Genomic DNA, 14480 nt, shown 5'->3' with positions numbered 1-14480 from the left:
CTCCGTTGTATTAGATGGTTACAAACCGATCGCGGTATTCCTGGGGAGTTACGAAGTTTGTTTTTTTAAAAAACCGCGTAAAAGTAGGTGCCGACTCGTACCCGACGATCCTGGCGATTTCATGGATTTTAAGATTTGTATCTTTGAGCAACAAACGAGCCTTTGCCATTCTCACGCCAGTTATCTGCTCCGATATGCCGATGCCGGAGATTTGCTTGTAAAGCCGGGACAAATATTCGGGACTTAAATACACGAGTCCGGATAGCCTGGTGAGCGATAGATCTCCGTCGATGTGTTCCTCAATATACTGATTGATCCTGAGAACAATTTCTTTCGTTTTATCCCGCTGGTTCTTCTGCCGAATCGCAAACAGACTTTTGCAGAATTCCCGAAGGGAAGCAATGGCATCGCCGCGTGAAACGAATCCGTCAATTCGAACCAGCCGTTCGATGTCGGGAATATCTGCCGACTGGTAGAGTGAGGACCAGCGGTTCAGATGAGAGATGACGGCAGAAACGACGCCAAAGTAAAATTCAAGAAAAACCGGATAAGATATCGTTGTTTTCTCTTCTATTTGCCGATATACGAAATCAAACTCCGCTTCGCTGCCGTTGTCCAGGTACGTTTCGATAAGGTCCAGACGATTCAATACACTTCGAATTCCCAAGTCATTGTCAGGCTCCGTCATTTTGGGCTTATCGCCTGAATCCTGTTCAAACAAGAGCATTTCCTGATTGTTGCCCAAGCCGCTGCCAAGAAGCCTTGACAACTCTTCATACTTGATCGAAAGCCGCTCCCAGGTAGTGGCGGATCCGGAGCAGGCAAGGGAGAACGTTACCTGGAGCAGCTCCCTACAGGTCCGTTGAATGGTCTCCAATGTACCCTGCACGAACCGGACCCAAATCCGCAGTTGATCATGCTGCGGCTGCTCGTCCCGCGCAAGGGGCTGAAATATCCATACAAATTTGACTTTATCGATCATAACGCCGGTAAACCTCGACCCGGAGGAAATAAATTCTTGAGCGATATTCTGGACCGCATACAGGATCAGATCCTTGTCGAACGAAGAGACGATCTGGTTCCAATCGTCAATCCTTCCGACGGCAGCCATCACGGGGAGCTCGGCCGAAAGTCCGATTTGAAGCTCGGAGAGCCTCTTCTTAAGCGCGGCGTCCGCAGAAATCTCACCCTTCAACAGCTCGATGAGATAATCCTTCTGAAGAACGGGCAGCGCCGATCGAAGCTGTTTACGGACATCGTGCACGGCACTCTTCATTTCCCGTTCTTCTTCAATGCGGCGGATGACTCTCTCAACCGCCTGAATAATGGCCTCCTCGCCTTCGGTCTTGAGCAAATAATCGGCTCCCTGATTGCGGATCGCGCTTTGCACATACTCAAACTCGTTATAGCCTGACAAGAAAATCATCTTGCAATCCGGCCATTGCCTCGCGACGATCTCCTGCAGCTCGATTCCCGTCATGCCGGGCATTCGAATATCCGAAAGAATGATGTCGATCCGGGTTTTATTTAGCCAGGCTATCGCCTCCTCGGCTGAGAGAGCCAGATAAATATCAAGCTCCAGATGTGTGCATTCCTGGAATGTGACATGCATACCATTGACGATATAAGGCTCATCATCCACGATCAACAGCCGGTACATCGCGCATCCTCCTCTCTTTCGGTATCCGGATGCAGACCCGGAAGCCTCCCTGCTCACCATGGTCGACGGACAGCCCGGCCTTGTCTCCAAAATGCATTCTCAATCGATGATGCACATTAATGAGTCCGGTCGTCTCGGCCATTGGCATCGACGTGCCCATCGCACCTCGAAGCGCCGCAAGTTCTTCATCCGTCACTCCCTTGCCGTTATCCTCGACGAATATGCTCGCCATGCCGTCGGTATCTCCATAGTTCAGCCACAGCTTCGCCCCTCCTGCCATTTGCTCCAGCCCATGCTTGTAGGCATTCTCAACAATCGGCTGCAAGGTAAGCCGCGGAATCAACAGATCTCGCAGCTGCTCCGGCAATGGCTGCAAGGAGAGTTCTATCCGGTTATGGAACCGGATATTCTGAATTTCTATGAATGCCGTGGTGAACCCAACCTCTTGCTCGAGCGGGATATCGTCCTTGAAGTTTCGGGTGATAAACTGAAAGTAATGTCCGGTATGGCGAATAAACGGGCGAAGTGCTTCGTAGTCCTCCATCTTGACCATTTGATCCATTGTGAAAAAAATATTGTAAAGAAAATGGGGATTGATCTGAGATTGGAGCTGCTTGAACTCGGCGCGCTGTTTCAGATACTTCTGTTCGTAGACCTCGACGATAAGCTCCCGAATCTTGTTCAGCATGGAATTGAACTGGGTGTACAGATAGCCGAATTCATCCTTGCTGACGTGGCTGATGGTGAGGCCCAGGTTCCCCCGCTCCACCTGTTTGAACGTCCGCACCAGCTTGCGAAGCGGCCGATGAATCAACCGGTACACCCAGGACGAGAACAGCAGAATCACCAAGATGGAAGCGACAACAAGCAGTCTGAACCATTCATTGTAGGTACGGATCGGACCAAGCACTTGATCCATTGGGACGTAAAACAGTAATGAAATGGCGAGCGCTCTGGAATGGTCGAAAGTCAGGAAATAGTTTTGGCCCTCCAGTACGGTCGAGTCCATGGCCGATTCGACGCGCCCCATGTATTTTTGTTTAAACATGCTCTGTACGATACCGATATCGTCCACCTGTGGATCGCCCGCGATCGCCCAATCCAGCCTGTCGCTGAGCAGATACGCCCTGCCATTTTCGTTACCGGTAAATTGGGCAATGGCCTCCTGGATTTTCTTCTTGGACAGCTTGGTAACCAGGATAAAATTCGGGTTCTTAGCCAGCACAGGATTGGGTTCCCGCTGAATGATATAAATCGAATCGTTTAACGTCACGATTGGCGTAAGATTATGATTCGTCAGACTGTAAAAGGATGAATACAGCTTGCTTGGCATGTTGGTGAACATCTGATTCGACGTGATATAGCCGTCAATCGAAGGAACGAACACCGAAGCCTCTTCCACATACATGCTGGAGCTTTGAATCAGAACCAGGCGTTTCTGAAACCGCAGGATCGCTCGCACGCGCTCGTTGTCCGACATCGCTTCGCTCAGCACGCTCAAGTTGCGCAGGTCATCGTCTGTGATCAGCTCACGCTGGAGGCGCATCAACCGGTCAAGTTCCATCTCGAGCGAGTTCATATAGAACTCCACCCTCGTTTTCATGGAGTCCGTAATTTCCTTCTTGACGTTGTCTGCTCCCTTGCGCGTTATGGCAAGGCTTACCGTGTAAATCGGAATCGTCAGTGCAAGGAAGACGACAACTACCTTATAAAAGATGGAGATATGCGGCATTTTTCCTGCGTTCATCGCGCTCACCTGTGGTTTCGAAAGATAATCCCATTTTAACGCAAGTGTCAAGTCCCTGTCGCACCGCAGTGGGCTACTCCTTCACGCTTCCAAGCACAATACCATGCACGAAGAAGCGCTGCAGGAATGGGTAAGCGAGCAGGATCGGTAATGCGCCGAGGAAAATCTGTGCCGCTTTATAGGTTCGCAGCGATACGTTTTTGAATTGACCCACGTCGAACGCGGTGTCTTTCATCTGGCTCGGGTCGAGTGTGATCAGAATTGTTTGCAGATAGGTAGCCAGCGGATATTTCTCCGGCATATTCATGTAGATTAAGCCCGAGAACCAATCGTTCCAGTTGCTCACCGCGGAGAAAAGTGTAATTGTGGCGATGGCCGGAAGCGACAGCGGGACATAGATTTTCCACATCGACTGCCAGTGCGAAGCGCCTTCGATAAAAGCCGACTCTTCCAGCTCCTTTGGCAGGCTTCGGAAGAAATTCAGAAGTAGCACGACTAAATAGACCGGCACGGCGCCCGGCAGCACAAGCGCCCAGATCGAGTTGATGAGACCCGTCTTCATGACGATGATATAGCTTGGAATGAGTCCGCCGCTCACCAGCATTGTAATGACAAAGAACCAGACTAGAGGCGTGCGCCAGCGGAAGACTTCTGGCTCTTTGGACAGCGGATACGCCACCATGATCGTAAGCACAATGCTAATAGCAACGCCTAATAGAAGCTTCTGCAAACCAATCCCGAACGCCTTCAGAAATTCGGGCTTGTGAAACACAAAACGGTACGAATCGGTATTGAAGCCGATCGGCCACAATTTGACGTGTCCCGCAGCCACCGCCGCATTATCACTGAACGAAATCATCAGCACATTGACCAAGGGCAACACGCAGAGTACGGCCAAGACGGACAAAAAGAAATAGTTAAACAGATTAAAGACGATTCTGCCGGGCGTCAACGTATTCACTAGCTGCTTCCTCCTTAGAAAATCCGATAGTTCGCAAATCGCTTCGCAATGTAGTAGGAGACCGAAATTAGGATCAGCGACACGACAGATCGGAACAGCCCCGCGGCGGCCGCAACGCTGAATTGCGCCTGCTTAAGGCCCAGCCGGTAGACCAACGTATCAATGACGTCCCCGCTTTCGTACGTAATCGGACTGTACAGGTTAAAGATCTGGTCGAAGCCCGCGTCAAGCACGCGTCCGAGACTGAGCGTCACTAGCAGGATAACGATCGGCCGGATCCCCGGAAGCGTAACGTGCCACGTTTGTTTCCACCGGCCGGCACCATCGATCGCCGCGGCTTCATAGAGCGAAGGATTGACCCCAGTCATGGCCGCCAAATAAATGATCGTACCGAAGCCGAATTCCTTCCAGGTATCGGACAGAATAATTACCCAGGGAAACCAATGGTTATTGCCGAGAAAAAAAACAGGTTGGACGCCGAAAGCCTTGAGCAAGTCATTGACAATACCCTGGGACGGCGACAGGATGTCGATCAACACGCCGGAAATGATAACCCATGACAGGAAATGCGGTAGGTAAATCAGCGTTTGGATCGTGCGTTTGATCAACATTTTCCGCATTTCGTTCAGCAGCAGCCCGACGGAGAGCGGAGCAACAAGCCCGAATATGATTTTCATGATCGCAATGAAAAGCGTATTGCGAAGGGCATTTTTAAAATCCGGCAGCTGAAACAGGTACGTGAAATTATCCATGCCAATCCAAGGTGATCCGGTAAACCCCTTGGCCGGCGTGTATTGCTGAAACGCCATAACGGTGCCGAACATCGGCCCGTAGCTGTAAATGACCGTCAGGATGATGCCCGGTATAAGCAGCAGCAGAAAGGGCAGTTGTGCAGAGAATTTGCGGTTATTGCGGCTCATGCGGTTTTTCCTCCCATTAGGTGTTAATGAAAAAAGGCTGAAGATGGATTCAGCCTTTAGTCCGCAACTTCAACGTTCGTTTGATTAGGAATTGACGGATGCGCTCCAGTCGTTCACTTCTTTGGTGATTTGTTCCCCTCCGAGCTTGTTCCAATTCTGTACGAATTTATCGAAGTCTTCGATTGGTGCGCCCATGATGATTTTGGTGAACACTTCGAGTTCCATCTTGTCGAGTGTCGATTTGCGCGCGGCCATCGTAGCCGTTGCTGAACCGTAAAACTCGTTGATCAAGTAGTTATTCTCGTTTTGGAGATAGTTAAGAATGATGCCTTCGGAACCACCCTTCCCGAATACGCCGTTGTAGCCGTAGCCGTTGATATCCTTGTTGTCGAGCCACTTCTTGATATCATTGTAGTTCGATGTCTGCTCCGGATTCAGCTTCGATGCGTCGCCGGTCTTTAGCGCTTCGTTAATGGCTATATAGTTGTCTTGGTTTTTACCGCCGCTCTCGACCATAAACGGAGCCTGGAACCATACGGTAACTGACTTCTTGCCGCCTTTGCCGTCATCAACCGTGATTTCGCGAAGCTTAGCGTAATCTTCTTTGGTCGAGTGATCGCTCCAGAATTTTTCGGCATAGAAGTTGGCCAGCTTAATGATCACTTCCGGATGGGCAAAGCCTTTCTTGGCCGCGAAGTAGCCGCTGCTGCTGATGTCGGCGATCGGCATTGCCGGCTTGCCGTCGACGGATACGATCGGGTACGGCCGCCAGTCCGCCGCCGGATCGTTTTTCTTGTTGTCGGCGAATGGCCACAGCGGGAAGAACATTGCCCCGTAGGTCATGCCGATTTTGCCTGCCGCGAAATCCTGCGCCACCGTATCGGCTGTTTTGACGCCGAACTCCTTGTCCATGGCGCCGTCTTTATAAAGCTTCTGGGCTTCCTGCAGCGCGGTTCTCATTTCGGGCTGGATCGAGCCGTATACAAGTTTGCCGTTGCTGTCCTTGATCCATTTTTTCGGATAGGCATGATAGCCGTTTGCAAAACCGTCCAGCGTAAACGTGTTGCCGATCAGGTCTTTGTCAAGCGCAAGCCCGATCTTGCCGTCCTTCGCGAACGCCTGAGCGATGTTCTGAACGTCCTGCATCGTTTTCGGTTCGGGAAGCCCAAGCTTATCCAGCCAATCTTTCCGTACCCATAGCATGCCAAACGCGTCACCGATGCCGTTTGGCACGGTCAGTGCCATCAATTTTCCATCGAACGTTGCCGTCTTGAGCGCTCGCCCTCCGTCGGCTTCAACAATCTTCTTGAGCAGCGGCGTAGCATATTTGTTGTAGGCAGGATACAAATCTTCCAGCGATCCCGCATCCACCAGCTGTTTCAGCTGCGGCGCCGCAAGCTGTGAAATGTCAGGCAATTGATTGGATGCGATAGCAATATTGATTTTGTCTTCGTATTGGCCGCCTGGTATCGGTCCCCACGGATACTTCATGATGACGCCGAGTTCCTGCTCCAAAGCCGTCGCCCAGTTATTCTTCTCCATCGATTCGCCTGGCTGGAAAGTAGCGGTTTGATCAAATGGCCGGATCATACTTACCGTTATCGGCGGGTTATACTTCGAAATTGGCCCGTCTTCGTTCGCTGTTCCTGCAGTGTCCGTGTTGGCTGCGGAGTTCGTGCCCGATGTGCCGGCGCTGTTATTGCTTCCTGCAGACTGGCTGTTATTGCCCGAGCATGCCGCGGTCAGAATCAGTGATGCGAGCAGCACGCTAGCCGCTGTTTTTCTTAGTGTCAACGTTTTCATTTGAAGAACCTCCCACATCTCTTTAAAGGTAATTCCTATGGTTCAATTATAGAATCGTTGATGTTGACACTTCTACGTGCAACTTTTGACATTCCTTATCCACTCTTAGCTTCGATTACATCCCTGACAAGTACTCATGTGCCAGAATGAGAAACACGCTGGATGTCCAGGTGTAGGCCCTGTCGCGAAGGCCCCTCCCTGTCAGCGCATCAAAATTTTCGGCCATCCCGAACTTCGACGCCATGGCGCAGAACCGTCTCCCGATTTCCGACGCGAGCTCGGTCTCGCCGGATTCGCGAATACCGTCCGCGACAATCAGTGTCGACGGGGCCCAGATCGGTCCGCGCCAATATCCGTCAGGCTCATATTTGCTGCTGCCCGGACTTTCGGAAGCAAGACCATAAGGCGTAAGTAATTTTCCGCCCTCTTGCAACTGTGCAATCAAGCTTTGGCGAACCGATTCGGGCAGCCTCCGTCCCAGAATAATCGGTACGGTCAGGATCAAGCTGTCCGTCCGGATTTCCTTGTGATCCCCGTTCCGTCTCGCAACGAAGGATTCGCCCGTCCAGAAATGATCGAGCATGGCTTCGAGCAGCCGTTCCGCACGCTCCCTCCAGGCACGCGATTGATCTATTTTCCCGAGTTTGGCGGCAATGTCGGATAATACCTCCATTTGAATGACAAGGTAAGCGGACAAATCCGGGCTCTCGACCGGCACATCTTCAAAAATAGTGGAGTTGTCCCACCCGCTGTCGTTCCCATGATTGTACTGCGGGATGCCGTCCCCGTCGTCGTCGCGGAATTGAAACCACCATTCTGTCCACCGGCAGAGCGGGCCGTAAATTTCGGCAAGCTTGTCTGGGGTGCCGATGGCGACATTCCGCTCCATCATCCGTTTCAAAGCCCAGCCATGAACTGGCGGCTTCGTAAAGTTGCGGATAATCAGCTTGTCGTTCACCGAATCCGGCAGCATGCCGAACGCATCCTGATGATCGAACGGAAATATGAATTGTTCCCATGCAAGCGCGGGATCATGATACACCAGCGCCATCGCGTTGAAACAGTGGTCCCAGCTCCAGACGTTCGTCATGAAGTTCTTGGCCATAAACATCGCTGGCCGCTTGATATGGCCCGTCGGAGCGACCATGGAGGACCAGTTGATGTACCCGGCAAGGACGGCGGCATCGCTCGGCACACCGGGCGTATCCGGCATACGGTCCAGCCAAGCAGCGAACTCGTTCTCGATTTGCAGGCGCGATTCATTAAACGGATACACTTCATCCGGCTCAATCCACGACGTCTCGAATTTTCGGATGGAGAGTTCAAAGCACTCTCCGTCTTGCGGCACGGCTTCAATGACGATGGGTTCCACGCCAAGCTTACCGAAAGGCACATTTGTCAGCATAGTCCCTTGAAGCAGACGAAATCCGAATTGGCACCGGTTGCCGAACGCATTCACCTGCAGGCGGTCGCCCCCAAGGTGGATCGCATAGTCGGCATGCACATTCGGGTCGGGAACCGGCTTGAACTTGACGAACCGGATGCCGACAGCGCCGCTTCCCTGTACCCGAACGGTGTTGTCGTCCGGCAGGATAATCGCAACCGAGCCATGATCGGCCTCCAGGATCAGGCAGGATGGAGATGCTTTCTCGACGAAATCGACGGGGCGGCCCTCGTAAATGACCTCGATCCGAAACGACTCGGAAGGCGTCGCGTCCCCGTGCACGGTACGCAGATATAAACCCGCCTCTCCGCCTTCCCGGTCAGGAAGGCGGTTAAAGGCGATATAGGACCCATAGCGGCTGAACGGCACTTCACGAAGATCAAAGTTCATTCCGGCCTTCCTTTCTGATTGCAGTCCACGTGCCGGCAGCAGGTACGGCAAACTGATAGAGCCCTTTATGGAGCGGCAATTCCAACGAATGAACAATGTTGCCGAAGCAATCCCGAATCTCGACCGCCCGGTTTCCGATATCTGCTGCTAGATCCAACACGATGCCGTCTTCGTGTTTGCCGTTAACGACGATCCATTCATCTGGAACTGCAACCGGCGGCCGCACGACCATATTCGCATACAGACCCGCGATTAACTTGCGCTCGTTCGCCGCGTAGACGACCGGGTAAAGCAACTCCGGCCGCTCCGGCATCAGCATGCCGTCCAACAAAACGTCGCGGTGCTGTCTCCAGAATGAAAGCCAGCGACCGATCATCCGCCTGTGCGATTCGGGCACACGATCGAGCTTCACGGAAATCTGGGGCACACCGAACATCGAGTGTATAAGCTGCAGCGCCGCGCTTTGTGGCGGATCGTCCGGATGCCACATCATCATGTCGGCATGAGCGGCGGTATTGCCGGAAAGAAGACGGATATCGACCGTGCCCGCCCTGTTCAAACCGGTATCGTTCGGGCAATCGGCGACCCGGAATATGTTCCCGTATTTGCGCATCAAGGGGCCGATATAGCTCTGGCGGAACTCGATCATCACATCGGGCTTAAGCGCCCGTAAACGCTCCATCACATCGTTGAGCAGCCTGTCCACGGCCTCGGGTACCGAATCATAGTCACGTCCGCCGCCCAATTCAACGGCTGCGCCTTGCTTCAGATAAAAATTATCGACAAAGTCCAATTTGAAGCCGTCCAGCTCCCATTCGACCAGCGCTTTCTCATAGACGTTAATTAAATAATCCCGGACCTCCGGGAACCGGGGGTCTACAACGCCCGCACCATGCTCATCTTCAATGTGAAGCATTTTGCCCTCAAACCGCTTCCACGCTTTGGAATGAATGCCGACGAACGGGACGGAATACCACAGCAAATATTTCATCCCCAGCTGGTGAACGCGGCGGACGTGAGCCTTCATGTCCGGGATGCGCTCCGGGCTTACCTCCCAGTCGCCGCAATAGGCGTATCCACGCTCGTTGTTCGAGGTCTGCCAGCCGTCGTCGACGATAACCGCCTCGCAGCCCAGCTCTTTGGCCATTCTGCACTGCTCTTCCACTTCCTCCGGCGTCACCTGCTGGTGAAAGCTGTACCACGTCGAGTACATCGGCAGCCTCGCTGTATCGGGCACTGGAGATGGAAGGTATCCCGGCATGCCTGCCCACCATTCCCCAACTTCGCGGATGCTGTCATAGTACGGAATATCCCGGGTATCGATTCGGAGTGTCGCGCTATAATGGTCGATGGGCGCTCCCGGTTCCATGAACAGCTGGACGGAACACTCGTATTCGGCCGTTTCTTCGATAATCCACGCCACCGACTTAACTGGGTTCAACGCATCGGAGAAGGCGAAGGTCTGCCGGTTTCGCCCCGATGTGCTGTACAGGCTGATCACCGGAGCCAAAGAAGTCGATTTGGACACGAAGGCGGAGCCGATTCCTTTGTTTTTGCGGCTCGCGTTCGTATCCCATATGCCCTGGATATCGACTACCGGATGCGACCATTGCAGTTTGATCGACGGTGGAGGAAGCGGGCGGTCAGCCTCCAGTGTCAATTTGACCAATTGGACTCCCGTTATCGGTGAATCCGCAGTCAGTGAGACACGAAATTCACCGGGGTCGCCGGCAGCCTGAACGGTATATGAACCTGCGGTTACTTGTTTCACTTGATAAGTCCCTCCCGTATTTATGGTTGCACTCCCTGCATTGGACAAGCGGCGCTCATCCAGGAATGAACCCCGCTTGTGAATGCTGCTTACTTATTTTTGGATGCCACCCACTCGTCATACTGCTTCTGGGCTTCGGCAATGATCTTGTCCAGCTTGTTCGCTTTCAGCTTGTCGTTATATTTCTTGATCTGGCTCTCGGGCTCCATGCTGCCCGACAGCAGCAGCTTGTTGAACTCGTCCATGACCGAGCTTACCGCCGCGACTTCCGTTTTAACAGGTGTGGAATCGAAATAAAAGCCGAGCAGCGGCGATTCGACTGCCGTTTCGTTATATTTCTTGTACAGCTCCCATTTCTTCGGGTTGTTGGTGTCGAAGATAAAGTTGTTAAACTGATTGCCGAACATCCAGTCGGTTCCCGGGTCGTAGCCGGCTTCCTCCATATTCTTCTTGCCCGCCGGCAGCTTGATGACGCCGTCGGACACTTTCTCGTAATTTTTGCCTTCAATCCCGAAGTTCAGCAGGTTGAGCAAATGCTTGTCCTTATGCAGCAGATTGATCACCATCATCGCCCGTTCCGGGTCCTTGCAGTTCCGGCCGATCGCCATCATGGCCGCTTCTACCGAATCGGTGTCGATGACCGGGGGACCGTTAACTTCCGCACGCACATATTTCCTGCCCATCGAAGCAGACAGATCGCTCTCGCTGTCCGGCTTGCTGGATGTGAAAACAAACCAGGTTTTGCCCTGTCTTGCCGCCTCGTCAAGCGCGTCCTTCTGCGTTGCCGAATCCCGGTTGATATATCCAAGCTTGTACCATTTGTTCAGCAGCTTGAACATAGACGTATATTCGGGCGTCTCGAGATAGTTCACCATCTTCTTGTCCTTGCTGTCGAACATGATGACCGGGAACTTGCCGGCGCCGGGTCCGCCGATGATGTTCGTATACCGGTGGTTGTTGGCGAGCTGCTCCTTTGTTGTAAAGAAGGAACCGTTATCGCCGCCGACATAGAAAGGCACCAGGCCCGGTTCATTCTTCTTGATCGTCTCCAGCATCGGCTCCATGTCTTCCATCGACTTCAAATTCTTGTAATCAAACTTGTATTTGTCGACGATGTCCTGCTGCATGGCCATCATGCCGACGCCGGCGATTTCCTTCTCGACGGGCACGGCATACAACTTGCCCTTGACGCGCGGCACTTCCAGATAGAGCGGATTCATTTGCGCTTTCATGTCGGAACCGTACTGGTCGATCAGCTCGTCGAGCGGCTTGAAGGCCCCCTTCGCCGCATCCGAGTTGTAATTGCTCCAGCCGGCGGTGAAAATCAGGTCTGCCTGCTCGCCCGATTGCATAAGCAGCGGCATCTTCTGGAACCAGGCAGACCAATCGATCCCGTTCAATTCGAGCTTCGCATTGATCTTATCCTTCAGGTAGTTGTTGACTTCATTCTGCACCTGCTTGAAGTCGGGGCTTGTGCAACCGCTTCCGCATGGATAAAACATGCGCAGCTTGACGGGCTTCAGCTTGGACGCGTCCACAGCGGCTTCGGCGCCGCCGCTGTTGCCGATATTGCCGGTACTGCCGGAATTGTCGCCGCCATCGCCCTTGCTGCTGCAGCCGCCCAGAACCATTGCGGAGATCATGACAGCCGCCAGACTCCAACCAAACCATTTCTTCATCTCTCTACCCCTCCATAATGTCGTTTTCGTGTTTCCCACACGTTTGGCGCCGTTTTATTCATGCTGCAAGATCATCACCCCTTTACGGCGCCTACCGTCAGGCCGCTTACGAAATAACGCTGGAAGAAGGGATAGGCCAGGATAATCGGCCCCATCCCGACCATCGCCATCGCCATGCGGATGCTTTCGCTTGGAATCTTCACCTGTTGTTTGACATTGGAAGACAGCTTCAGATTCTCCTGAATGAACTGGAAGTCCAGCAGCGCCTTCATCATGACGTACTGCAGCGAAAACCACTTCCTGTCCGTAATAAAGAGCAGACTGTTGAACCAGTCGTTCCAGTAACTGAAGATGCTGAACAGCGCCATGGTTGCGAGCACCGGCAGGGACAGCGGCAGCACGAGCTGCAGGAAGATGCGCAATTCGCCCGCTCCGTCAATCGCGGCGGATTCGAGAACCTCTCCCGGTATGTTTTCCTTGAAGAACGTACGTCCGACGATCACCCAGAACGGATTCGTAACCAACGGAAGAATGAGGGCCCACACGGTGTTGTTGACGTGCAGTACGCTTACATATACCAGATAGAAGGACACCAGCCCGCCGTTGAACAACATGGTGATCAGGATGAACATCGTGAACGCTTTCTTGAACGGGAAATCCTGCCGGGAAATCGGATACGCGTACAGCGACGTCAGGATGACGTTCAGTATGGTGCCGACGACTGTGACCATGATCGTTACTCCGTAGGCTCGCGCCACGACCGAAAAATCGTGAAACAGATATCGATATGCGGCTAACGAGAACTTGGTTGGTATGAACTGGTATCCATGGCTGTATATGGACTGCTCGTCGGACAAGGAAACGGCAAGAACCAGCACAACCGGCAGGACGCAGATCAGTCCGATGATGATAAACGCTGTATTGAGCGCCACATGGGCCGGCTTCGAAAGACCGTTCATGGCAGCCGCTTTGCTTGTCGGCATAGCACTCCCCTCCTTAAAACATGGCGTTGTCGCTGTTGATTTTTTTGACGATCCAGTTTGCGCCCATAATACAGATGAAGCCGACGACCGATTGGTAGAACGACGCTGCAGACGACATGCCGATATCGCCCAGATTCATCAAGGCCCGGTAAACATACGTGTCGATGACGTCGGTCGTCGGATAGAGCGCGGCCGAATTCATCGTTGTCTGATAAAACAAACCGAAATCAGCCCGGAAAATATTACCTACAGCAAGAATGGTCAGGATGACCATGACGGGCGTCAGCAGCGGCAGCGTGATATGGCGGATCTGTTTCCATTTGCCTGCCCCGTCGATCACGGCCGCCTCGTAGTATTCCGCATGGATGCTCGTGATGGCCGCCAAATAGATGATGCTGTTCATCCCGACCGTTTTCCAAATATTGATGAATGGAAGAATGAAGGGCCAATACTTCGGTTCGGTATACCAATTGATGCCGGGGATGCCGAGCGGCTCCAGTATGGACCGGTTGATGTAGCCGCTATCGCTGCTCAGAAACGCATAGCCGACAAACGCGACGATGACCATGGACAGAAAGTTGGGCATAATCATGATCGTTTGGTACAGCTTGGGGAAAAACCGCGTTTTGATTTCATTCAGCGCAATGGCAATTCCAACGGATAATACAAGGCCGGAAAAAATAAACAGCAGATTGTATAAGATCGTATTGCGCGTGATGCGCCAGGCGTCGGTGGTCGTGAACAGGTATTCAAAGTTCCGGAATCCCACCCACGGACTTGTAAAGATGCCGTCTGTATAATTGATGTCCTTGAAAGCGATGAGCAGTCCGACCATCGGCAAGTAGGCATTGACGATGAATACGAGGACAGGGGGGAGCAGCATCAGCAGAAGCACTTTGTATTTCAGGACATTTCGGAGAAAAGCATGTACGCTTGACCTCGACTTCTTGCCTGAACGGGAGGCTGAGACGACGTGTTCGGCCAACCTGATCCACCTCCTTGTGGCGTTATTGACGCAACAGCTTGCGGCTTACGCCGCTTGCGCACGTTCATTATACGGTTGCCCGGATAGCGAATTATACGGTCAATCCTTGATATGTCTTATCCATTCTTAACTTTCCC

The 14480-nt window shown here is 52.7% G+C and carries 10 protein-coding genes; all 10 read right to left on the bottom strand.

All coding sequences use genetic code 11. The annotated features are described in order from the left end of the window. Positions 1-10: 10 nt before the first annotated feature. Entirely contained in the window at positions 11-1660 is a 1650-nt protein-coding gene (locus GZH47_RS32040) for a response regulator (protein WP_162645665.1), read from the bottom strand. Further along, on the bottom strand, positions 1635-3407 hold the full coding sequence (locus GZH47_RS32035) for a sensor histidine kinase (RefSeq protein ID WP_162645664.1): 1773 nt from the start codon (positions 3405-3407) through the stop codon (positions 1635-1637). The genes GZH47_RS32040 and GZH47_RS32035 overlap by 26 nt, the downstream gene beginning before the upstream one ends. Positions 3408-3480: 73 nt before the next feature. After that, entirely contained in the window at positions 3481-4368 is an 888-nt protein-coding gene (locus GZH47_RS32030; protein ID WP_225446622.1) for a carbohydrate ABC transporter permease, read from the bottom strand. A 14-nt stretch (positions 4369-4382) separates the two neighbouring features. After that, the gene (locus GZH47_RS32025) at positions 4383-5288 is read right to left on the bottom strand and encodes an ABC transporter permease (protein ID WP_192043672.1); all 906 of its coding nucleotides are present in this window, start codon (positions 5286-5288) and stop codon (positions 4383-4385) included. An 84-nt stretch (positions 5289-5372) separates the two neighbouring features. Then, positions 5373-7091 carry an extracellular solute-binding protein gene (locus GZH47_RS32020; protein ID WP_162645663.1) on the bottom strand — a complete coding sequence of 573 codons (1719 nt, stop codon included), beginning with the start codon at positions 7089-7091 and terminating at the stop codon, positions 5373-5375. Positions 7092-7206: 115 nt separating this feature from the next. Beyond that, positions 7207-8925: an amylo-alpha-1,6-glucosidase gene (locus GZH47_RS32015; protein WP_162645662.1), complete on the bottom strand. Its 1719-nt coding sequence runs from the start codon at positions 8923-8925 to the stop codon at positions 7207-7209. Further along, entirely contained in the window at positions 8915-10696 is a 1782-nt protein-coding gene (locus tag GZH47_RS32010) for a glycoside hydrolase family 36 protein (RefSeq protein ID WP_162645661.1), read from the bottom strand. The genes GZH47_RS32015 and GZH47_RS32010 overlap by 11 nt, the downstream gene beginning before the upstream one ends. Before the next feature lie 89 nt (positions 10697-10785). After that, positions 10786-12375, bottom strand: a complete 1590-nt coding sequence (locus GZH47_RS32005; RefSeq protein WP_162645660.1) for an ABC transporter substrate-binding protein — start codon at positions 12373-12375, stop codon at positions 10786-10788. Between the two features lie 74 nt (positions 12376-12449). Then, on the bottom strand, positions 12450-13358 hold the full coding sequence (locus GZH47_RS32000; RefSeq protein WP_225446621.1) for a carbohydrate ABC transporter permease: 909 nt from the start codon (positions 13356-13358) through the stop codon (positions 12450-12452). 13 nt (positions 13359-13371) lie between these two features. Next, on the bottom strand, positions 13372-14343 hold the full coding sequence (locus tag GZH47_RS31995; protein ID WP_225446620.1) for an ABC transporter permease: 972 nt from the start codon (positions 14341-14343) through the stop codon (positions 13372-13374). Between the last annotated feature and the right edge of the window lie 137 nt (positions 14344-14480).

This window comes from Paenibacillus rhizovicinus, assembly GCF_010365285.1.
In the GTDB taxonomy this organism is placed as follows: Bacteria; Bacillota; Bacilli; order Paenibacillales; family Paenibacillaceae; genus Paenibacillus_Z; species Paenibacillus_Z rhizovicinus.
This window is presented reverse-complemented; position numbering and strand designations above follow the sequence as displayed.